Raw genomic sequence first — 21,163 nt, 5'->3', positions numbered from 1 at the left:
CCATGAGAACGCATACACTCTTTGTCGCCGCCGGCATGGCGCTCGCCATGTCATCGGCGATGGCGCATATCACGCTCGAAGGAAAACAGGCGACGGTCGGCGCGTCCTACAAGGCGGTGTTTGCCGTGCCACATGGCTGCGCGGGTTCGGCGACGATCAAGATCCGCGTGCAAATTCCGGAAGGCGTGATCGGGGTGAAGCCGATGCCGAAGGCTGGCTGGAACGTCGACACGGTGACGGGCAAGTACGCCACTGAATATGACAATCACGGTGCCAAGATTTCCGAAGGTGTAACGGAGGTGGCCTGGAGCGGCGGCAAGCTCGCGGACAAGAACTACGATGAGTTCGTGATGCAGACGTTCCTCACCGACACGCTGAAGCCGAACACCACGCTGTATTTCCCCGTCGTCCAGGAATGCGAGCAGGGCGTCAGCCGCTGGATCGACATTCCGGCCGAAGGGCAGGGTGGTGGCCACGACCGTGGTAGCAAAACGCCGGCACCCGGCGTCAAGCTGCTGCCGAAGTCCTGACGCGTGCGGCTGGTCGCAAGCATTGCTGCGCTGCTCGTCGCGCTCTGTCTTGCGACCGCGGCCCATGCGCATGCCGTCCTTGTTGGTGCTGAACCGGCCGATGGCAGCGTGCTGGCGGAGGCGCCGAAAACGGTGGTGCTCCGCTTCAACGAGGCGGTGGCGCCAACCGCGGTCAGCCTGCTCGACGCCACAGGCAAGCCGCGCGACGTCGCGATCCGCGCCGTCGATCAATCCGTCGAGGTGACGCTGCCCGCGGATCTGCCTGTGGGGACGCAGGTCATCAGCTATCGCGTGGTGTCGCAGGATGGCCATCCCGTCGCCGGCTCGCTGTTGTTGTCGATCGGCGTCGTGACCGGCTCGGCGGTCCCCTCGGGCGGCGGCGTGGTTACTCCGCTGATCTGGCTGGCGCGGATCGGCGTCTATCTCGGGTTATTTATCGGTGTCGGCGGCGCGTTCTTCGCGGCGTGGATCGGGCAGGGGCCTGCGGGCGGAAGGGTGATCCTGGGATCGCTCGGCGTCGGACTCGTCAGCGCGATCGCCTCGCTCGGCCTGCAGGGCGTTGACCTGCTCAACCTGCCGCTGTCCGGACTCGCGACGCGTGCGCCGTGGGTCAGCGCGCTAGCCACCAGCCTTGGTCCTGCGATGCTGATTGCGATTGCCGCGATGCTGATGGCAGCGATCGGCTGGCGAATTTCGTCCGTCAGCGTGGCCCGGATACCGAGCGCCGTCGCGATGGTCGGCGTTGGTCTCGCGCTGGCCGCGAGCGGACACGCCGCGACGGCATCGCCGCAATGGCTGACGCGGCCGGCGGTTTTCATCCATGGCGTCGGCCTCGCTTACTGGATCGGCGCGCTCGGGCCGCTCGCGGCGATGGCGTGGCGGCGAAGCGATAGGCTGCCGCGGACGCTCAAGAGCTTTTCAACCATCGCCGTGCCCGTCGTGGCGTTGATCGCGCTATCAGGCCTCGCGCTCGCCATCATCCAGCTCGAGAGTTTTGCCGCGCTGATCGACACGCGTTACGGCAACATCCTCGCGCTCAAGCTCGGCCTGGTGCTGTTGTTGCTCGTGCTGGCGGCGCTGAACCGGTTCGTGTTCACGCCGGCGGTCGCGCGCGACGTCGGTAACGCCAAACCCCTGCTGCGATCGGTGCTGGCGGAATGCGTGCTTGCAGTCGCGATCTTTGCCTTGGTCGCCGGCTGGCGCTTCACGCCGCCGCCGCGCGCACTCGCGATGTCGGCCGATGTTCCGCTCGCCGTTCACATCCACACCGATACCGCGATGTTCCAGGTGCTGATCGCGCCGGGCAAGGTCGGACAGAACGATTTCGTGCTGCAGTTGATGAACGGTGATGCGAGCCCGTTTGCCGCCAAGGAGGCGACGTTGACGCTGAGCCTGCCCGAGCGGGGCATCGAGCCGATCGAACGCAGCGCCGCGCTCGGACCCGACGGCTATTGGCACGTCAACAAGGTCCCGATGCCGTTCCCGGGCCGCTGGCACATGCAGATCGATGCCCTGGTGACCGATTTCAAGAAAGTGACGCTGGAAGACGATGTCGAGGTCAGGTAGGGGCAGGGCCTGCGTGACCGGCTGCCTGGGTGGGGCGCAAGGCGCTGAAATGGCCGAAAATCGCCTGATTTGACGGGTTTGTCGCAATTGTCGGCCTTGTGTTTTCGCACCCAATCCGGTTTCACTGCTGCTCTTCCGGCGCATCCCTGATTCCCGAGTAACCCCATGCGATTGTCGCGGTTTTTCCTGCCCATCCTGAAAGAGAATCCGAAAGAGGCGGAGATCGTCTCGCATCGCCTGATGCTGCGCGCCGGCATGATGCGGCAGGAGGCGGCCGGCATCTATGCCTGGCTGCCGCTCGGCTTCCGGGTGCTGAAGAAGATCGAGCAGATCGTGCGCGAGGAACAGGACCGCGCCGGCGCGCTCGAGCTGTTGATGCCGACGCTGCAACTCGCCGATCTCTGGCGCGAAAGCGGCCGCTACGACGCCTATGGGCCGGAGATGCTGCGCATCATCGATCGCCACAAGCGCGAGCTGCTGTATGGGCCGACCAACGAGGAAATGATCACGGAGATCTTCCGCTCCTACGTCAAGTCCTACAAGAGCTTGCCGCTCAACCTCTACCACATCCAGTGGAAATTCCGCGACGAGCAGCGTCCGCGCTTCGGCGTGATGCGCGGCCGCGAATTCCTGATGAAGGACGCCTATTCGTTCGACCTCGACGAAACAGCTGCGCGGCGCTCCTACAACAGGATGTTCGTCGCTTACCTGCGCACCTTCGCGCGGATGGGCCTGAAGGCAATCCCGATGCGGGCCGAGACCGGCCCGATCGGCGGGGACCTCAGCCACGAATTCATCGTGCTCGCGGAGACTGGCGAGTCCGGCGTGTTCTGCAACAAGGACGTGCTCGATCTGCCGATCCCGCCCGACGACGTCGACTATGACGGCGATCTCACGCCGATCATCAAGCAGTGGACCTCGGTCTACGCCGCGACCGAGGACGTCCACGACGCCGCGCGGTTCGAGAGCGAAGTCCCAGTGGACAAGCGGGTCAACACCCGCGGCATCGAGGTCGGCCAGATCTTCTATTTTGGCACCAAATATTCCGACACCATGAAGGCGATGGTGGCTGGCCCCGATGGCGTCGATGTGCCGATCCATGGCGGCTCCTACGGCGTCGGCGTCTCGCGTCTGGTCGGTGCGATCATTGAGGCCTGCCATGACGATGCCGGCATCAAATGGCCCGAGGCGGTCGCGCCGTTCCGCGCTGCGATCCTCAACCTCAAGCAGGGCGACGCCGCGGTCGATGCCGCTTGCGAGACCCTGTATCGCGACCTGATCGCGAAGGGCGTCGATGTGCTCTATGACGACACCGATCAGCGCGCCGGTGCGAAGTTCGCCGCCGCCGACCTGATCGGAATTCCCTGGCAGATCATCGTTGGGCCCAAGGGTCTCGCCGAAGGCAAGGTCGAAGTGAAGCGTCGCAGCGATGGCTCGCGCGAGAACATGACCCCGGCCGAATTGGTCGCAAAGCTGGCGAGTTGAAGTTTATTCACCACGCGCCTATCCGCGGGGTAATCCGGCCACAATTGGCCCGAATCATGGGATTATCGATAGATGGATGAGACCATGAGCGAGCCAGTCCGTACCCCGCCTTTTGCGCCATTCGAATGGCTGCTGTCCGGACGCTATCTGCGCGCACGTCGCAAGGAAGGGTTCATTTCAGTCATCGCCGGCTTTTCGTTCCTCGGCATCATGCTCGGCGTCGCCACGCTGATCGTCGTGATGGCGGTCATGAACGGCTTCCGCAAGGAGCTGCTGGACAAGATCCTCGGCCTCAACGGACATCTTCTGGTGCAGCCGCTGGAATCGCCGCTGACTGACTGGAAGGACGTTGCCGACCGCATCAGCCAGGTCCAGGGCATCCGTCTGGCCGCGCCTGTGGTGGACGGGCAGGGGCTCGGCTCCTCACCGTTCAACGCGGCCGGCGTCTTCATCCGCGGCATCCGCGCCGACGATCTCAACAACCTCACCTCGATCGCCAAGAACATCAAGCAGGGCACGCTCGAGGGTTTTGACGAGGGGCAGGGCGTTGCGATCGGCCGCCGGCTCGCCGATCAGCTGTCGCTGCACGCCGGTGACAGCATCACGCTGGTCTCGCCCAAGGGGGCGGTGACGCCGATGGGCACCACGCCGCGCATCAAGCCCTACAAGATCACGGCGGTGTTCGAGATCGGCATGTCGGAATACGATTCGACCTTCGTGTTCATGCCGCTGACCGAAGCGCAGGCCTATTTCAACCGCAACAACGACGTGTCCTCGATCGAGGTGTTCACCACCAACCCCGACAAGATCGACACCTACCGCAAATTGGTCACCGAGGCCGCCGGGCGCCCGGTGTTCCTGGTCGACTGGCGGCAGCGCAATTCGACGTTCTTCAACGCGCTGCAGGTCGAGCGCAACGTGATGTTCCTGATCCTGACCATGATCGTGCTGGTCGCCGCGCTCAACATCGTCTCCGGATTGATCATGCTGGTGAAGGACAAGGGGCAGGACATCGCGATCCTGCGCACCATGGGCGCCTCGCAGGGCTCGATCATGCGGATATTCCTGATAACAGGTGCGGCGATCGGCGTCGTCGGCACGCTGACCGGCTTCGTCGTCGGGATGCTGATCTGCCTGAACATCGAATCGATCAGGCAGTTCCTGTCCTGGCTCACCAACACCGAGCTGTTCTCGCCTGAGCTCTATTTCCTCTCCAAGCTTCCGGCCGAAATCGATTTCGGCGAAACGCTTGCGGTGGTGATCATGGCGCTGACGCTGTCCTTCCTGGCGACGCTCTACCCGTCGTGGCGCGCCGCGCGCCTCGATCCGGTCGACGCGCTCAGGTACGAGTGAGGGCGGGCATGGCCGAGGGGGCGGAAGATGTACCGGTCATCTATCTTCACGACGTCAAGCGGGAGTACCGGCAGGGCGAAACGACGCTGACGATCCTGAACGGCGCCAAGCTCGCGCTGTGGCCCGGGCAGTCGGTGGCGCTGGTGGGGCCATCCGGGTCTGGCAAGTCGACGCTGCTGCATATCGCTGGATTGTTGGAGAGCCCTGATGACGGCGAGGTCTATGTTGCGGGCACGCCGACGTCGCAAATGTCCGACATCGATCGCACCCAGATCAGGCGCTCCGACATCGGCTTCGTCTACCAGTCGCATCGGCTGCTGCCGGAATTCTCCGCGCTCGAAAACGTCATGCTGCCGCAGATGATCCGCGGCCTCAAACGCTCCGAGACCGTCAAGCGGTCGACCGAGATATTGGGCTATCTTGGCCTCGGCGACCGCATCAAGCACCGGCCGGCTGAGCTGTCGGGCGGTGAGCAGCAACGCGTCGCGATCGCGCGCGCGGTCGCCAACGCGCCGCGGGCGCTGTTGGCGGACGAGCCGACAGGCAATCTCGATCCGGCCACGGCCGACCACGTCTTCGGCGCGCTGATGCAACTCGTCAAGGCGACGCGGGTCGCGATGCTGATCGCAACCCACAATATGGATCTCGCTGCGCGGATGGATCGCCGGGTGTCGCTCGCGAACGGACAGATCGTCGAGCTGGATTAGAGCGTTTTCGAGCGAAGTGGACACCGGTTCGCGTGAAGAAAACGCGTCACAACAAGAATCTAGAGCTCCTGCTCTGATTCAACCAGAGCAGAAGCTCTGGTCTCAGTAGGCCGGGCGGCGGCCCCGTCTGGCTGGTTCCCTCGGTCGATCGGGCGAGGGCCCGGCGTAATAGGGATTATTGATGCACGTCGCTGGAAGGCCGGAGGCCGATGCCTGGCACTGCGCAATCGACGTGTAGCCGCACTCGGTATCTTCGCCGCCCCATCGATAGTTGGTTATGCAGACCGGGGAGGTCGAATCGTATTTTTGGGCGCTTGCTGGCGCGCTTGCCACGGTCACCAGCGCCAATACTGCCAGAATCAATTTTCGCATCAGAGATGTCCCGACCGATCGGGCGTCCGAAACCCTCGCACGCCGAACTTGCGCCGGAGCAGGCGTCGCTGCGCGGGCCTGCGTCCAATCACGTTCGCGTGCCCCGGTTGCGGGATCGGCGATCAGCGGATGAACAACCCGAGGAGGCCGCCATTATCCCGATCGCGCTGGCGCTGAGGGATGTTGAGATAGGAGCGGCGGTCGTTGTCGCCGACATAGTAGGGATTGGCGATGCAATCCTGACCGATCCCGGAGGCGGAGGCCTTGCACTGCTGATATGTCTCATAGGCGCAGTTGCTGAGACCGGGAGACCGGTTGCCCTGCATGCAGAAGGGGTAGCGCAGGCCGACGGCCTGTGCGGGAACCGCGCCAAATGTCGTGAGCGCGACCACAGACGCCGCAGCAAGAATCATTGTCCGCATGTTGCATTCCTTTGCTGCGAAGACTCGACTTCAGAGATGATCCAAATCGAACAAGCGGGTTCCCGTCAACACCATCTCATGCGCAATCGCGCACGCCGATTTGAATTGTGAAATATGTGCGGCGACGATGTGGCGAAAGTGCAAGAAGTGCCTGTAACACAACATTAACTTACAATTTGAATGGAGTCGTTTGGATCTTCCTGTTGCAGCGAAGTTACAGCAATTCGGATGAAGACTGCTATGAGCATGTCTCGAGGCCTTGGGGGCCAGTAGAAAAAGTTGGAACGGGAAAAATGAAAAAGGTTTTGCTTCTCACTGCCAGCCTGATCGCGCTCAGCGCGACTGCGCCGGCGTTCGCGGCTGATCTCGCGGCTCGGCCTTACACCAAGGCGCCGGCGATGATCGCCACGGTCTATGACTGGAGCGGGTTCTACATCGGTGCCAACGGCGGTTGGGGCTCGAGCCACAACAGCTGGACCACCACTGCGATCGGCGGCGTTCCCTTCGGACCCGCGGGCGAAGGCAGCCATGACTCGACGGGCGGCACGGTCGGTGGTCAGGTCGGTTACCGCTGGCAGAGCGGCAACTTCGTGTTCGGCCTCGAAGCTCAGGGCAACTGGGCTGACTTCAGCGGCTCGAATACCAGCGCGGTCTTCCTGCTCAACAACCGAACCAAGCTGGATGCGTTTGGCCTGTTCACCGGTCAGATCGGTTACGCCTGGAACACCACCTTGCTCTACGTAAAGGGCGGTGCTGCGGTGACCGACAACAGCTACAAGGGTCTGACGGCTGGCGGTGCGCTGGTTGACAGTGCCTCTGACACCCGCTGGGGCGGCGCCGTCGGTGTCGGTCTCGAATACGCTTTCGCTCCGAACTGGTCGGCTGCGGTCGAATACGACCATCTGTTCATGGGCACCCAGAACTACACCCTGGTCACCCCGGCCGGCGTCAACAGCCGCAACGTCGACGTCAAGCAGGACGCCGATCTCGTCACCGTCCGCCTGAACTACAAGTTCGGCGGCCCGATCGTCGCGCGCTACTGATCGCTCGCTTAACTCAAGCAGCATCGAAAGCCCCGGGCCTTGGCCCGGGGCTTTTTTGTTGGATGCGCGGATTAACCGCCGGGCCGGATCACGGGATGAAGGGTGCTCGGCCGCGCTTGGGTAGTGGGTCAGTTTGTTTGTGGCGGCCGGTGAGGGCTGGAAAACGGCCGGCTCGGAGCGCATATTCGTGCAATGACCGCATTGTCCCAAAAATCGGCCCGGTCGCTGACTTATGTGATCGCCATCGTCATGGGGGCCGTATTCTTCTACGGGATGGTCCGGTTTCCCGATGCGCCACTCCATGAGTGCGCCACTGGATTTTGCGGGAAGCAGGGGCAACCTCACACGATTGCCGATTACCGCGCCTTCAACGCATGGCAGACGACGCTCTTTGTCATCTGGCCTTTTGGTTTGGTCTCCCTGTACCTCCTCCAACGCGACAAGCTAAAGGGCGGCAAATGAACCATCCCAGGCGCCCCGCGACCCCAACCAGCTCGCCAAGTCGATCATAGACATTGCGACGGGGATGCACATGCGCCGCCGGATCAGGGAGAAGTGCGGGCTTGGCTTATTGAGAAGGCTTGATGCTGCTCGTAATATCATTTCCTAACTTGGGCAGTCCTTCGGGAGGGACGGGGCAGGTCGCCTCAACATGTATCCCCGGCATAATTGTCACGGGAGAAATGCTGCCAGTCGATCTTATTGAGGCTGAATACGTCCTCGAAAGTACATCCTCATAAGTAACAGTATATTCCGCCACACCTTTGAAAATTGATCCATCCACATTTTGGAATGCGGCAAATAAAACACCGCTCACGATAGAGCCCGATTGAACCGGAGTGAGGGACTTCTCCAGAATATTGTCTGAACCGTGGAACGTGATCGCGGTTGGCTGGCCCTTGGCAACGTTCGGAATATTGTTGAACGTAAAGGAAGGGGGCATCGGCAAAAACACGGCATCATATGTCTGCCCATTTGCCTTCATTGTCACACGCCAGCTTTTGACGATGGTCTGCATCGAGCCGGTATTAATCACGTTGAGAGCAATGACGATCGGTGTTGTGCGATCATCGGTAGTCACGCCTGAAAACAGGGAAGTGACGGTACCGGCGAGTTCTGGCTGAGGCGTTCTGGTACCCATGAAATAGATCATGGTCGTAAAAAGAACGAAGGAGCCGACTCCAAAACCGATAATTTGCTTGCGCTGTTTCAGTTTATTGAATGCAACGCGTAAGATCGCGCCAACAGCCGTCGTCATGACAAGCGGCCCCAACACGTAGTTGAGAATGAAGCCACCGACGATGCTTGCCGAGACGTGACTAAACCAAGTCGACCAATCCATAGAATCACCCAATGAAACGGTTGGTCGACAATATGGGGCTGATCGCGCTGAGGGCGAGTCCGTATTAACCAAGGGATTTCTTTGGCGGCCATTTTCCAAACTGACCCACCCACCCGCACTTGACTCTGAGAACAAAAAAGGAACAATGTTCTGCATATGTTCCAATTCAGGGAGGCGGCCATGTTGAGGATGTTCGTGGAAGAAGCGGCGGCGCTGGCATCGATCACGCTGTTCGTCGGGATGATCGCGGTGTGGGCCCAGCTGTTCACCCAGTTCTAGCAATGTGCGAGCAGGAACAGGGGTATAGGCGACCCCTGGGGAAAACTGGGAGGGTGGGCCGCCACGCGGCGTTCCGCGTGGACTCCACAGGGTCCAAGCCTCACGATGGCGAGGCGAGTCGGGCCTGAGGCATTGCTGCTTTCGGGGTTGGCGCTCGCTCCATCCCTGACGCAGAAATCCTTCGAGCAACCATGTCGAATGCCGGATTTGTTCATCTTCACGTCCATTCGGCCTATTCGCTGCTGAAGGGCTCGATCAAGATCGCCAAGCTCGGCGAGCTTGCGAAGGCCGACCGCCAGCCGGCGCTGGCGCTTACCGACACCGACAACATGTTCGGGGCGCTGGAATTCTCCGACAAGATGGCGGGCTACGGCATCCAGCCGATCGTCGGCTGCGAGCTCGCGGTCGATTTCGGCGACGTCGATCCGAACGTCCGCAGCGTGCTCGCGGCGGGACCTGCGCGAATTGTCCTGCTGGCGGCGCGCGAGCGCGGCTACCGCAGCCTGATGAAGCTGAACTCGCGGGCGTTCCTTGAGACGCCGGTCAACCAGACCCCGCACATCAAGCTCGACTGGCTCACTGATGACGCCGAAGACCTGATCGCCCTGACCGGCGGGCCGGACGGGCCGATCGCGCTGGCGCTCGGCGCCGATCAGCCTGCGCTGGCGGCGACGCGTTGCGACCAACTTGCGAGCCTGTTTGGCGATCGCCTCTATGTCGAATTGCAGCGCCATGGCGTGGATCGGGAGCGTCGCGCTGAAAGCGGCCTGATCGATCTGGCCTATGCGAAGGGCCTGCCGCTGGTCGCGACCAACGAGCCGTATTTCGCGACCAACGACGATTACGAATCGCATGACGCGCTGCTCTGCATCGCCGGCGGTCATCTGATCGCCGAGACCAATCGCGTGCAACTGACGCCCGATCACCGCTTCAAGTCCCGCGCCGAAATGGCGGTGCTGTTCGCCGACATTCCGGAAGCGCTGGCATCGACGGTGGAGATCGCCGAGCGCTGCTCGTTCCGGCCGAAGACGCGCAAGCCGATTTTGCCGTTCTTCACCGTCGGAGCCGCGTCGAGCTCCGATGCCGCCGCCGATGAGGCCGCCGAGATGAAGCGTCAGGCGGAGGAGGGACTGGCGAACCGGCTGCGGGTGCATGGTCTCTCGCAGGGAACGACGGACGAGGACTACAGCAGTCGGCTTGCTTTCGAGCTCGACGTCATCACCCGCATGAAATATGCGGGCTACTTCCTGATCGTCGCCGACTTCATCAAATGGGCCAAGGGGCAGGGCATTCCGGTCGGCCCAGGCCGCGGCTCCGGCGCGGGCTCGCTGGTCGCGTGGGCGCTCACCATCACCGACCTCGATCCCATCAAGTTCGGCCTGCTGTTCGAGCGCTTCCTCAATCCGGAACGCGTGTCGATGCCGGACTTCGACATCGACTTCTGCCAGGATCGCCGCGGCGAGGTGATCCAGTATGTGCAGCAGCGCTACGGCCGCGATCAGGTGGCGCAGATCATCACCTTCGGTACGCTGCAGGCGCGCGGAGTGCTGCGTGACGTCGGGCGCGTGTTGCAGATGCCCTACGGCCAGGTCGACAAGCTGACGAAACTGGTGCCGCAGAATCCTGCTGCGCCGGTGACGCTGGCGCAGGCGATCGAAAGCGAGCCGAAGCTGCAGGCGTTCCGCGACGAGGATCCGGTGGTGGCGCGCGCCTTCGACATCGCGCAGCGGCTGGAGGGCCTGACCCGCCACGCTTCGACCCACGCCGCGGGCATCGTGATCGGCGACCGGCCGCTCAGCGAGCTGGTGCCGCTCTATCGCGATCCGAAATCGGATATGCCGGTCACCCAGTTCAACATGAAATGGGTCGAGCCGGCCGGCCTCGTCAAATTCGACTTCCTCGGCCTGAAGACGCTCACCGTGCTCGATGTCGCGGTGAAGCTGCTCAAGCCGCGCAACATCCACGTCGATCTGGCAACGCTGCCGATCGAGGACGCGTCGAGTTACCAGATGCTGGCGCGGGGCGATGTGGTCGGCGTGTTCCAGGTGGAAAGCCAGGGCATGCGCCGCGCGCTGATCGACATGCGGCCGGACCGCTTCGAAGACATCATCGCGCTGGTGGCGCTGTATCGCCCTGGTCCGATGGCGAACATCCCGACCTATTGTGCGCGCAAACATGGCGACGAGGAGCCGGAATATCTGCATCCGATCCTGGAGCCGATCCTGAAGGAGACGTTCGGCGTCATCATCTACCAGGAACAGGTGATGCAGATCGCGCAGGTGATGGCGGGCTATTCGCTCGGCGACGCCGACCTGCTGCGCCGCGCGATGGGCAAGAAGATCCGCGCCGAGATGGAGAAGCAGCGCGCGGTCTTCGTCGCCGGTGCGGTCAAGAACAACGTTCCAAAGGGGCAGGCGGAGACCATCTTCGAGCTGCTGGCGAAGTTCGCCGACTACGGCTTCAACAAGAGCCATGCGGCCGCCTACGCGCTGGTGTCGTTCCACACCGCCTACATGAAGGCGCATTATCCGGTCGAGTTCCTGGCGGCGTCGATGACGCTCGAACTCAACAACACCGACAAGCTCTCGGAATTTCGCGCCGAGGCGCAGCGGCTCGGCATCAAGGTCGAGGCGCCCAACGTCAACCGTTCCGGCCCGACCTTCGAGGTCGGCGACAACACGATCTATTATGCGCTCGCCGCGTTGAAGGGCGTCGGCATCCAAGCCGTCGAACAGATCGTGGAGGAGCGCAAGAAGGGCGCCTTCACGTCGCTGGCCGATTTCGCCGCGCGGGTGAGCCCGCGCGCCGTCAACAAGCGCATCATCGAAAGCCTGGCGGCCGCGGGCGCCTTCGACACGCTGGAGCCGAACCGCGCGCGGGTGTTTGCCGGTGCGGATGCAGTCCTCGCTGCCTGCCAGCGCAGCCATGAGGCCGCGACATCAGGGCAGAACGACATGTTCGGCAGCGCGGCCGATGCGCCGAGCATCATCCTGCCGCAGATCGAACCATGGCTGCCCGCGGACCGGCTGCGCCGCGAATATGACGCGATCGGCTTCTTCCTGTCGGGCCATCCGCTCGACGATTATGCGACTGCGCTGAAGCGGCTCCGCGTGCAATCCTGGGCCGAATTTTCCCGCGCGGTGAGGAACGGTGCGACCGCGGGCAAGGTGGCCGCGACCGTTGTGTCGCGGATGGAGCGCCGGACCAAGACCGGCAACAAGATGGGCATCATGGGTCTGTCGGATCCGACCGGCCATTTCGAAGCGGTGCTGTTCTCCGAAGGGCTGGCGCAATACCGCGACGTGCTCGAGCCGGGCACCGCCGTACTGCTGCAACTCGGCGCCGAGCTGCAGGGCGAGGACGTGCGGGCGAGGGTGCTGCACGCCGAGCCGCTCGATCAGGCCGCGGCCAAGACGCAGAAGGGCCTGCGCATCTTCGTGCGCGACACCAAACCGCTCGACTCGATCGCCCGCCGGCTCAACATGCCGGAAGCCGCGCCTGCCGCAGGCGGCGCCGGAAGGGCGCCTGCGGCAAAGCAGGCGCCGGCAGCGGTACCGGCAGGGAGTACCGACGGCGACGTCTCGCTGGTGATCATGCTCGACCTCCAGACCGAGGTCGAGATGAAGCTGCCCGGCCGCTACAAGGTCTCGCCGCAGATCGCCGGCGCGATCAAAGCCGTGGCCGGTGTCGTCGACGTCCAGACGCTGTAGGCGCGGTCGTCACCGGTGTGACTTTGCGAGACGCGTAGCCTTGCCTTTAGCGCTATTGCAACCGCACCGTGTCCCCGATTATGCTCGATCCTGGGCAAGTGCTTGGGGGCGATATGTTTGGGCGTTGCGCGGTCCTGTTGGCCGCTGTGTTGTTGATGTCGGGCTGTGTCAGCGACGGGGTTGGTACCGACTACGCTGCGATTTCACAAAAAGGTGGGGCCACCAAAGCCCGGGCAGTCGCGCATCGTCGTGCTGCAGGAAAAGCGCAAGGGATTGAGCGCGTTTTGCGGCTGCGACGTGAAGCTCGACGGCGAGCCCATCGGCAAGGTGGCGATCGGGACCTACGTTTTTGCCGATCGGCCCGCCGGTCGTCACCAGTTCATCGCGAGCGAGACGCTTTTTCCGGGCGATACCACGTACAACTTCTCCACTGAGCCGGGCCGCACCTATTTCTTTCTGGTGCGCGCGAGCGAGCGGTACGCGTCTGTCAGCGGCGTGACGATGATGGGGGGCCTGGTCGGCGGCGTCATCGCATCGGCCGTCACTGCAAATGCGGCCAATCCGGGGCCGGCTGATTTCTTTGCACTTGACGAACCGACCGCGCGCACGACGCTTGCCGAGCTGCAATTGGCGCAATAGACGACTGCAGCGATCGCCGCTATGGCGACGAGGGACCATCAGGAGCAGGACGGTTGTTGAGACTTGCAGGTGGCGCGCTGTTGCGCGCGACGGAATTCCTGGTTGCGATCGTCGTCTGCGGTTTCGCCGCGGCATGGGCCGGGCCCGCGCAATCCGCGACCGCCGAGGGGATCTACGCGAGCGCGCCGCCGCGGCTCCTGCAAATCCGCACGCTGGTCGCCGACGCAGGGCGGCAGACCTCGATCGGCTCCGGCTTCCTGGTGTCGTCAGACGGGCTTGCGATCACCAACTACCATGTGGTGTCGCAGGTCGCGCTGGAGCCCAAGACCTATCGGCTTGAATATATCGGGGCCGATGGCTCGCGCGGTGAGGTCAGCCTGCTCGACGTCGACGTGCCCAACGATCTCGCGGTCGTGCGGCTCGACAAGAAGGATGCGCCGTTCTTCCAATTTGACCGCGCAGCGATGGATGGCGCAATGCCCAAGGGCGAGCGTCTCTATTCGATGGGCGATCCCCTCGATCTCGGCTTCACGATCGTCGAGGGCACGTACAACGGCCTCGTCGACCACAGCTATACTGACCGTGTCCATTTCTCCGGCGCGCTCAATCCGGGCATGAGCGGCGGACCGACCGTGACGGCGGAGGGACGGGTGGTCGGCATCAACGTCGCGACGCGCAATGGCGGTCAGCTTGTGAGCTTCCTGGTCCCGGCGCGGTTTGCCGATGCGCTGCTGACGCGCGTCCGCAATCGCGGTCCGGCGCCCGACCTGCGCGCGGAGATCGGCCGGCAACTCGCCGCCTCGCAAGCCGAGCTCTACAAATCCTTTCTCGATCAGGGCTTTCGCAGTGTCGCGCTCGGTCCGTACCGGACGCCCGAATCGACCGTGTCGTGGCTGAACTGCTGGGCGCGCACCAATGCCGACGCCACGCCGAAGCCACGCGCAAGCATCAACACGACGACATGCACGAGCGATGCCGGACTGTTCGTCGCCTCCGACCTCAACATCGGCAACGTCCAGATCAGCCATTCCTTCGTGAAGACCATCGACCTCAATCAATTCCAGCTCGCGACATTGCTGACCCAGCTCAGCCAGGGGCGCGTGGTCGGCGGCGGGCAGTACCGGAAATGGTACACGCCGGAGCACTGCCATGAGGATTTCGTCGCGACTGCGGCTGCATCCGATCGCCCACCGCTGCGCGCGACGTGGTGCGCGCGAGCCTATCGCGAATTCGACGGGCTTTACGACGTCGCGTTGGTCGCGGTGACGCAGGATGACGGCAGTGAGGCCCTGGTGTCGCGCCTGAACCTGCAGGCGATCGGCTATGATGATGCGATGGCGCTCGGCAAGCGCTTCCTCGAAGCGCTGCAGGTGACGCGATGATCTGGATCGAGGTCCTGTCGCGCCACCGTGAGCTCGCCACGCGCGTTCGTGTCACAGCCAGCGAGGCCCGTATCGGCCGCGGCTACGACAACGACGTCATTGTCGATGACCCCTATGTCGCACCCAATCATCTGCGGATATTTCGCGACGATGCGGGGCAACTGATTGCCGAGGACCTCGGCAGCGTCAACGGCATATTCCTCGACGGCAGCGACAAGCGGTCGGCGCGCGTCGTGGTTGACGGCGAACATCCAATTCGTATCGGACAGACGCTGTTGCGCGTGCGCAGTGCCGATCACGCGGTCGCGCCGGAACGTATTGCGCCACCTGAAGCACGGTTGGTCCCGGGCGTCCTGGTTGCAGCCCTCGGCATCACCGTGCTCGGCCTGTACGCGCTGACGGTCTGGCTTGCCCAGACCGCGGAGGTTCGCGCGTCGGACTATCTGACACCGCTGCTCTGGATCATCGTTGCCGTCATTTTGTGGGCGGGGCTGTGGGCGCTGTTGTCGCGCGTGTTTTCCGGGCGCTCGCACTTCATGCGCAATCTGTTGATCGCGCTCGGCGGCACGCTGGCGCTGGCCGCTTATAATGAGATCGCCCGCGTTCTGGCATTCTCGTTCACGGCGCCTTCGGCTACCGCCTATCAATACGCGGCGGCGTGGACCATCGTCGCGGTCATCTGCTTCCTGCACCTGCGCCAGATCGGCCATACGCGACTGTGGCTGAAGGGCGTGATCGTGGCGACGGTGCTGGCGACCGCCATTGCGGCGCAGACGCTGCAGCGCTCCGAGGCCTTCTCGATCGTCGGCCGGCAAGGCACGGTGCATGTGCTGCTGCCGCCATCGTTCCGTGCGGTACCGGTGCGGGAGGAGGCCGCCTTTTTCCGCGCTGTCGGCGACCTCAAGGACAAGATCGACGCCGACCGGAAGGACGCCAAGCCTGCCGAGGCGGGAGGACGGTAAGGGAAGCCAAATTCACCGATTTTGGCCCGAAACGACCCATTTGACGGCCATTTAGTCGCCAGAACCGGCCATATTTCCTTGCTTCTGGCGCAAATCGCGCTATACACCGCGCCATCTCACACGGAAACATGGCTCTCAAAGGCCGTCCGGTGGCAACCGGGCCAACAGGCTCGTTTGCTCACACGTTTCCGGAGGAACCAACCGGAGAATTAGAACTATGGCGCTACCCGAATTCAATATGCGTCAGCTTCTGGAAGCTGGCGTTCACTTTGGCCACCAATCGCACCGCTGGAATCCGAAAATGGCGGATTACATTTTCGGTGCCCGCAACAACATTCACATCATCGACCTCGCGCAGACCGTGCCGATGATGCATCGCGCGCTTCAGGCGGTCAGCGATACCGTCGCCAAGGGCGGCCGTATCCTGTTCGTCGGCACCAAGCGTTCGGCGCAGGACGGCGTCGCGGAGGCTGCCAAGCGTTCGGCGCAGTACTTCGTCAATTCGCGCTGGCTCGGCGGCACGCTGACCAACTGGAAGACGATTTCCGGCTCGATCAAGCGGCTGCGTCACCTCGATGACGTGCTGTCGTCCGGCGATGCCAACTCCTACACCAAGAAGGAGCGGCTGACACTGCAGCGCGAGCGCGACAAGCTCGACCGTTCGCTCGGCGGCATCAAGGACATGGGCGGTCTGCCCGACATGATCTTCGTGATCGACACCAACAAGGAAGACATCGCGATCCAGGAAGCGCAGCGGCTGAACATCCCGGTTGCCGCGATCGTCGACACCAATTCGGACCCCAAGGGCATCACCTTTGTGGTGCCGGGCAATGACGACGCTGGCCGTGCGATCTCGCTGTATTGCGACCTCGTGGCGCGCGCCGCGATCGACGGCATCTCGCGTGCACAGGGTGATTCCGGGATCGACGTCGGTGCGTCGGCTGCGCCCCGACAGGAAGAGCTTCCGGCGGCAGCGCCAGCAGGCTTCCAGGGGCTGGCTGGTCCGCGTGGCACCGCCGACGACCTCAAGAAGCTCACCGGCGTGTCCGGTGCGGTCGAGAAGAAGCTCAACGACCTCGGCATCTTCCACTTCTGGCAGCTCGCCGAGCTCAACCACGACACCGCGCACAAGATCGGCGAAGAAGTCGGTCTGCCGAGCCGTGCCGACGCCTGGGTCGCCCAGGCGAAGACGCTCGCCGAAGCGGAATAAGGGTTACGCGGCGTGGCCGGGCTTGTCCCGGCCGCCGCTTCCATTCCACGAACAACGATTTTCCTGTCGCTGACGGCGGCGCCATCGGGCGCCGCGGTTTCTCTACAGGCAAGAAGGACATTGAACGATGGCAACGATCACAGCTGCTATGGTCAAGGAACTCCGCGAGTCGACCGGCGCGGGCATGATGGATTGCAAGGCGGCGCTGACCGAGACCGACGGCGACATGCAGGCCGCACAGGATTGGCTGCGCAAGAAGGGCATCACCAAGGCCGCCAAGAAGGCCGGCCGCGTCGCGGCTGAGGGCCTGATCGGTGCGCTGACGTCAGGCACCAAGGGCGTGCTGGTCGAGGTCAATTCGGAGACCGATTTCGTCGCGCGCAACGAACAGTTCCAGGGCCTGGTCAAGATGATCGCCCAGGTCGCGCTGCATCACGGCGCTGATGTCGAGACCATCAAGGCCGCCAAGATCGGCGAAGTCACCGTGGAGAGGGCGATCTCGGACGCGATCGCGACCATCGGCGAGAACATGACGCTGCGCCGCGCCGCTTCGCTCGAAGTGAGCAAGGGCGTGGTGTCGAGCTACGTTCATAACGCGGTCGTCGAGGGCGCCGGCAAGATCGGCGTGATCGTCGCACTGGAATCGGCCGGCAAGGCCGACGAACTCGCGCTCCTCGGCCGTCAGCTCGCCATGCATGTTGCTGCGGCCAAGCCGCTGGCGCTCGATCCGACGGGGCTCGATCCGGAGGCCGTCAAGCGCGAGAAGGATGTGCTGGCCGACAAGTACCGCCAGGCCGGCAAGCCGGAAAACGTCATCGAGAAGATCGTCGATTCGGGCCTGAAGACCTATTACAAGGAAGTTTGCCTGCTCGATCAGGCCTTTATCCACGACAGCGGCAAGTCCGTTGCCCAGGCGGTAAAGGAAGCTGAGGGTAAGGTCGGCGGCCCGATCAAGATCGCGGGTTTTGTGAGCTATGCTCTCGGCGAGGGAATCGAGAAGCAGGAAAGCGATTTCGCTGCCGAAGTCGCAGCCGCCAGCGGCAAGAAGTAACCGCTGACGACGGGCTTCCGGCACAAACGCCGGAAGCTTGCCTGCGCGGGACAAGGAAGCGATCGCATCATGGCTGAGCCGGTCTATCGTCGCGTCGTGATCAAGCTGTCCGGCGAATATCTGGCCGGCAGCCATGGCTTCGGAATCGACCAGCCCACCCTTGATCGCGTTGCCGACGACCTGATCGCGGCGCGCCAGCTCGGCGTCGAGGTGGCGGTCGTGATCGGCGGCGGCAACATCGTCCGCGGTGTCGAGGTGTCCTCCCGCGGGGTGTCCCGGCCGACCGGCGACACCATGGGCATGCTCGCCACCATGATGAATTGCCTCGCGCTGGAATCGGCCATCGAGCGCAAGGGGACCCCGGCGCGAACGCTGTCGGCGTTCGTGATGCCGGAGATTTCCGAGCTGTTCACGCGCAGTGCAACGCACAAATATCTCGCCGAGGGACGGATCGTCCTGCTCGGCGGTGGAACCGGCAATCCGTTCTTCACGACCGATACGACCGCCGTGCTGCGTGCGGCCGAAATCGGCGCACAGGCGGTGCTGAAGGCCACCAATGTCGACGGCGTCTACAGCGCCGATCCGAAGAAGGACCCCAAAGCCAAGCGCTTCGACCGCCTGACCCATTCGCAGGCAATCGAAGGCGGCTACAAGGTCATGGACGCGACTGCTTTCGCGCTTGCCCGCGAGACGTCGCTCCCTATCATCGTGTTCTCGATCGCGGAGCCCGGTTCGATCGGAGCCATTCTGCGCGGTACCGGACACGGCACGGTCGTCGCCGGCTGACGTTGCGCCTGCGGGCGTCGGCAACCGGTTTTCTTGAGAAGGGAGAGCGTCATGGCCGCACCTGGTTTTGACATCAATGAAGTAAAGCGCCGCATGCAGGGTGCCACGCAGGCACTCAAGCATGAGCTCGGTGGTCTGCGCACCGGCCGCGCCGCGGCCTCCATGCTGGAGCCGGTCCAGGTCGAGGCCTACGGATCGCATATGCCGCTCAATCAGGTCGCGACCATCAGCGTGCCCGAGCCGCGTTTGCTCTCGGTGCAGGTCTGGGACAAGTCGATGGTGAAGGCCGTGGAAAAGGCGATCGTCGATTCCAATCTCGGCCTGTCGCCGGCGACCGAAGGGCAGGTGCTTCGCCTGCGTATTCCCGAACTCAACGAGGAGCGCCGCAAGGAGCTCGTCAAGGTCGCGCACAAATACGCCGAAGCAGCGAAGGTCGCAGTGCGCCATGTGCGCCGCGACGGGCTCGATATCATCAAGAAGCTCGAGAAGAATCACGAGATCTCGGAGGACGACCAGGAGCGTCTGTCCAACGAGGTGCAGAAGGCGACCGACGGGGTGATCACCGAAATCGATCAGTTGCTTGGCGCCAAGGAAAAGGAAATCCTGACGGTCTGACGCGTTCGTTGGTTTGCACGTTTTCGTCGCGCGAACCGGTGTTCGCGCCGCCTGAAAACGCCACGGAAAAGAGCCCGATGTCGAAAGCCGCCGCCCCTGCAACCGATGGACCGGATGATCGCCCCGGCAGTCCGTTGCATGTGGCTATCATCATGGACGGCAACGGGCGCTGGGCGGCCGCACGCGGCCTGCCGCGTGCCGAAGGGCATCGCCGCGGCGTCGAGGCGCTGCGCCGTGTCGTGCGCGCGGCCAACGAGCTCGGTGTGCTCTATTTGACGATCTTCTCGTTCAGCTCGGAGAACTGGTCGCGGCCTGCCACCGAGATCGGGGATCTGTTCGGCCTGTTGCGCCGCTTCATCCGCAACGATCTGGCGACGCTGCACCGCGACGGGGTGAGGGTGCGTGTGATCGGCGAACGCGAGGGCCTCGAGGCCGATATCTGCGCGCTGCTCAATGAGGCCGAGGAGCTGACGAAAGACAACACCAGGCTCAACCTCGTCGTTGCCTTCAACTACGGCTCGCGGGCGGAGATCGCCTCTGCGGCGCGGCGCCTTGCGCGCGAGGTCGCCGAGGGCAAGCGCGACGCCAACTCGATCGATGCCGACACGCTCGGGCAGTATCTCGATGCGCCCGACATTCCTGATCCCGATCTGATCATCCGGACCAGCGGCGAGCAGCGCCTGTCGAATTTCCTGATGTGGCAGGCTGCCTATAGCGAACTCGTGTTCGTGCCGATCCATTGGCCCGACTTCGACAAGGCGGCGCTCGAAAGCGCGATTGCGGAATATGGCCGGCGCGAGCGCCGTTTTGGCGGCCTTGCCGCGAAAACCGGCTCGTGACCGGGGACGAGGCCGCACCGGCGGCAGCGAAAGCCGCGCCTGAGGCAGCAAGCGAGCAGGGGTCGCGCAATCTCGCGATGCGTGTGGTGGCAGCCCTGGTGCTGGCACCGATCGCGATCGCGCTGGCCTATCTCGGCGGCGTCGCCTGGATTGTGCTGGTGACGCTGGCGGCGATCGGCCTGTTCGCGGAATGGCTGATGATCACGGGGCTTGGGCGTGAAACACGCGTCCTGGCTCCCGGCATCGCGGCGCTCCTGCTAGCCGGTCTCTGCCTGATGGCCGGCCGGATTGATGCCGCATTGGTCGTTCTCGCCGTCGGAGCGGTCGCGCTGCTGCTGGTCTCCGGCGAACGGCGCAACTGGGCAACGGCGGGATTTCTGTACGCTGCGGCTGCCGAGATCGGCTCGGTGCTGGTCCGGCTCGATGCGGTCAAGGGTTTTGCCGCGCTGATGTTCGTGCTCCTGGTCGTCTGGGTCACCGATATCGGGGGCTACTTTGCCGGCCGCAGCATCGGCGGGCCCAAGCTGTGGGTGCGCGTCAGTCCGAAAAAGACATGGGCCGGCGCGATCGGCGGCTTCGTGGCGAGCCTGCTCGTTGCATCAGGCTTTGCCGCCTTCGAGATCGGTACCACCGGCCCGCTGTTGCTGCTCGGAGCCGCGCTGTCGGTGGTCTCTCAGCTCGGCGACCTGTTCGAATCCGCGGTCAAGCGACGGTTTGGCGTGAAGGATTCGAGCCATATCATTCCGGGCCATGGCGGCCTCCTGGACCGCCTGGACGGATTTGTCGCGGCCGTCATTGTGGCGGCGATTTTCGGCTTTCTTCGCGGCGGCGCCGATGGCGTCGGGCGCGGTCTTATGGTTTGGTGACGAG

General features: G+C 63.5%; 20 protein-coding genes. 17 read left to right on the top strand and 3 right to left on the bottom strand.

All coding sequences use genetic code 11. The annotated features are described in order from the left end of the window. The first annotated feature begins 2 nt into the window (after positions 1 to 2). From UP09_RS32515 to UP09_RS32495, 5 genes are all read left to right on the top strand, one after another. Positions 3 to 530, top strand: coding sequence for a YcnI family copper-binding membrane protein (locus tag UP09_RS32515; RefSeq protein WP_044542382.1), 528 nt, complete (start codon positions 3 to 5; stop codon positions 528 to 530). Between the two features lie 3 nt (positions 531 to 533). Then, complete coding sequence (locus UP09_RS32510; protein WP_044542381.1) at positions 534 to 2,096, top strand: copper resistance CopC/CopD family protein; 1,563 nt, start codon at positions 534 to 536, stop codon at positions 2,094 to 2,096. 165 nt (positions 2,097 to 2,261) lie between these two features. Further along, the gene (proS, locus tag UP09_RS32505; protein WP_044542380.1) at positions 2,262 to 3,581 is read left to right on the top strand and encodes a proline--tRNA ligase; all 1,320 of its coding nucleotides are present in this window, start codon (positions 2,262 to 2,264) and stop codon (positions 3,579 to 3,581) included. Between the two features lie 72 nt (positions 3,582 to 3,653). Next, positions 3,654 to 4,934 carry a lipoprotein-releasing ABC transporter permease subunit gene (locus tag UP09_RS32500; protein ID WP_044542379.1) on the top strand — a complete coding sequence of 427 codons (1,281 nt, stop codon included), beginning with the start codon at positions 3,654 to 3,656 and terminating at the stop codon, positions 4,932 to 4,934. An 8-nt stretch (positions 4,935 to 4,942) separates the two neighbouring features. Then, positions 4,943 to 5,641 (top strand): ABC transporter ATP-binding protein, encoded by a 699-nt coding sequence (locus tag UP09_RS32495; RefSeq protein ID WP_044542378.1) that lies wholly within the window; start codon positions 4,943 to 4,945, stop codon positions 5,639 to 5,641. Between the two features lie 102 nt (positions 5,642 to 5,743). On the opposite strand, the gene UP09_RS37235 is transcribed toward UP09_RS32495, so the two are convergent. Together UP09_RS37235 and UP09_RS32490 are read right to left on the bottom strand one after the other, a co-directional pair. Further along, positions 5,744 to 6,013, bottom strand: coding sequence for a DUF3551 domain-containing protein (locus tag UP09_RS37235; RefSeq protein ID WP_082070368.1), 270 nt, complete (start codon positions 6,011 to 6,013; stop codon positions 5,744 to 5,746). 122 nt (positions 6,014 to 6,135) lie between these two features. Next, positions 6,136 to 6,435, bottom strand: coding sequence for a DUF3551 domain-containing protein (locus tag UP09_RS32490; protein ID WP_044542377.1), 300 nt, complete (start codon positions 6,433 to 6,435; stop codon positions 6,136 to 6,138). 293 nt (positions 6,436 to 6,728) lie between these two features. Here UP09_RS32490 and UP09_RS32485 point away from each other — a divergent pair, with 293 nt between their 5' ends. Together UP09_RS32485 and UP09_RS32480 are read left to right on the top strand one after the other, a co-directional pair. After that, complete coding sequence (locus UP09_RS32485; protein WP_044542376.1) at positions 6,729 to 7,478, top strand: outer membrane protein; 750 nt, start codon at positions 6,729 to 6,731, stop codon at positions 7,476 to 7,478. 192 nt (positions 7,479 to 7,670) lie between these two features. Continuing rightward, positions 7,671 to 7,940 carry a hypothetical protein gene (locus UP09_RS32480; RefSeq protein WP_044542375.1) on the top strand — a complete coding sequence of 90 codons (270 nt, stop codon included), beginning with the start codon at positions 7,671 to 7,673 and terminating at the stop codon, positions 7,938 to 7,940. Positions 7,941 to 8,046: 106 nt separating this feature from the next. Here UP09_RS32480 and UP09_RS32475 read toward each other — a convergent pair whose 3' ends face one another. Next, a complete protein-coding gene (locus UP09_RS32475; protein ID WP_044542374.1) occupies positions 8,047 to 8,820 on the bottom strand; it encodes a hypothetical protein in 774 nt (257 codons plus the stop codon). 470 nt (positions 8,821 to 9,290) lie between these two features. On the opposite strand from UP09_RS32475, the gene dnaE reads away from it, so the two are divergent. From dnaE to UP09_RS32425, 10 genes are all read left to right on the top strand, one after another. After that, a complete protein-coding gene (dnaE, locus tag UP09_RS32470) occupies positions 9,291 to 12,809 on the top strand; it encodes a DNA polymerase III subunit alpha (RefSeq protein ID WP_044542372.1) in 3,519 nt (1,172 codons plus the stop codon). A 249-nt stretch (positions 12,810 to 13,058) separates the two neighbouring features. Beyond that, on the top strand, positions 13,059 to 13,448 hold the full coding sequence (locus UP09_RS32465) for a DUF2846 domain-containing protein (RefSeq protein WP_197082778.1): 390 nt from the start codon (positions 13,059 to 13,061) through the stop codon (positions 13,446 to 13,448). Between the two features lie 53 nt (positions 13,449 to 13,501). Then, positions 13,502 to 14,830, top strand: a complete 1,329-nt coding sequence (locus UP09_RS32460; RefSeq protein WP_502689102.1) for a S1C family serine protease — start codon at positions 13,502 to 13,504, stop codon at positions 14,828 to 14,830. After that, positions 14,827 to 15,792, top strand: coding sequence for an FHA domain-containing protein (locus UP09_RS32455; RefSeq protein ID WP_044542371.1), 966 nt, complete (start codon positions 14,827 to 14,829; stop codon positions 15,790 to 15,792). The genes UP09_RS32460 and UP09_RS32455 overlap by 4 nt, the downstream gene beginning before the upstream one ends. 217 nt (positions 15,793 to 16,009) lie before the next feature. Then, a complete protein-coding gene (locus tag UP09_RS32450; RefSeq protein WP_044542370.1) occupies positions 16,010 to 17,002 on the top strand; it encodes a 30S ribosomal protein S2 in 993 nt (330 codons plus the stop codon). Positions 17,003 to 17,129: 127 nt separating this feature from the next. Then, complete coding sequence (gene tsf, locus UP09_RS32445; RefSeq protein ID WP_044542369.1) at positions 17,130 to 18,053, top strand: translation elongation factor Ts; 924 nt, start codon at positions 17,130 to 17,132, stop codon at positions 18,051 to 18,053. 69 nt (positions 18,054 to 18,122) lie between these two features. Beyond that, positions 18,123 to 18,839, top strand: coding sequence for a UMP kinase (gene pyrH, locus UP09_RS32440; protein WP_044542368.1), 717 nt, complete (start codon positions 18,123 to 18,125; stop codon positions 18,837 to 18,839). A gap of 51 nt (positions 18,840 to 18,890) precedes the next feature. After that, positions 18,891 to 19,454 (top strand): ribosome recycling factor, encoded by a 564-nt coding sequence (frr, locus tag UP09_RS32435; protein ID WP_044542367.1) that lies wholly within the window; start codon positions 18,891 to 18,893, stop codon positions 19,452 to 19,454. A gap of 77 nt (positions 19,455 to 19,531) precedes the next feature. Further along, complete coding sequence (locus tag UP09_RS32430) at positions 19,532 to 20,293, top strand: isoprenyl transferase (RefSeq protein WP_044542726.1); 762 nt, start codon at positions 19,532 to 19,534, stop codon at positions 20,291 to 20,293. Next, complete coding sequence (locus UP09_RS32425; protein ID WP_502689101.1) at positions 20,290 to 21,159, top strand: phosphatidate cytidylyltransferase; 870 nt, start codon at positions 20,290 to 20,292, stop codon at positions 21,157 to 21,159. The genes UP09_RS32430 and UP09_RS32425 overlap by 4 nt, the downstream gene beginning before the upstream one ends. The last annotated feature ends 4 nt before the right edge of the window (positions 21,160 to 21,163 follow it).

It is taken from the genome of Bradyrhizobium sp. LTSP885 (assembly GCF_000938305.1).
Lineage (GTDB): Bacteria > Pseudomonadota > Alphaproteobacteria > Rhizobiales > Xanthobacteraceae > Bradyrhizobium.
This window is presented reverse-complemented; position numbering and strand designations above follow the sequence as displayed.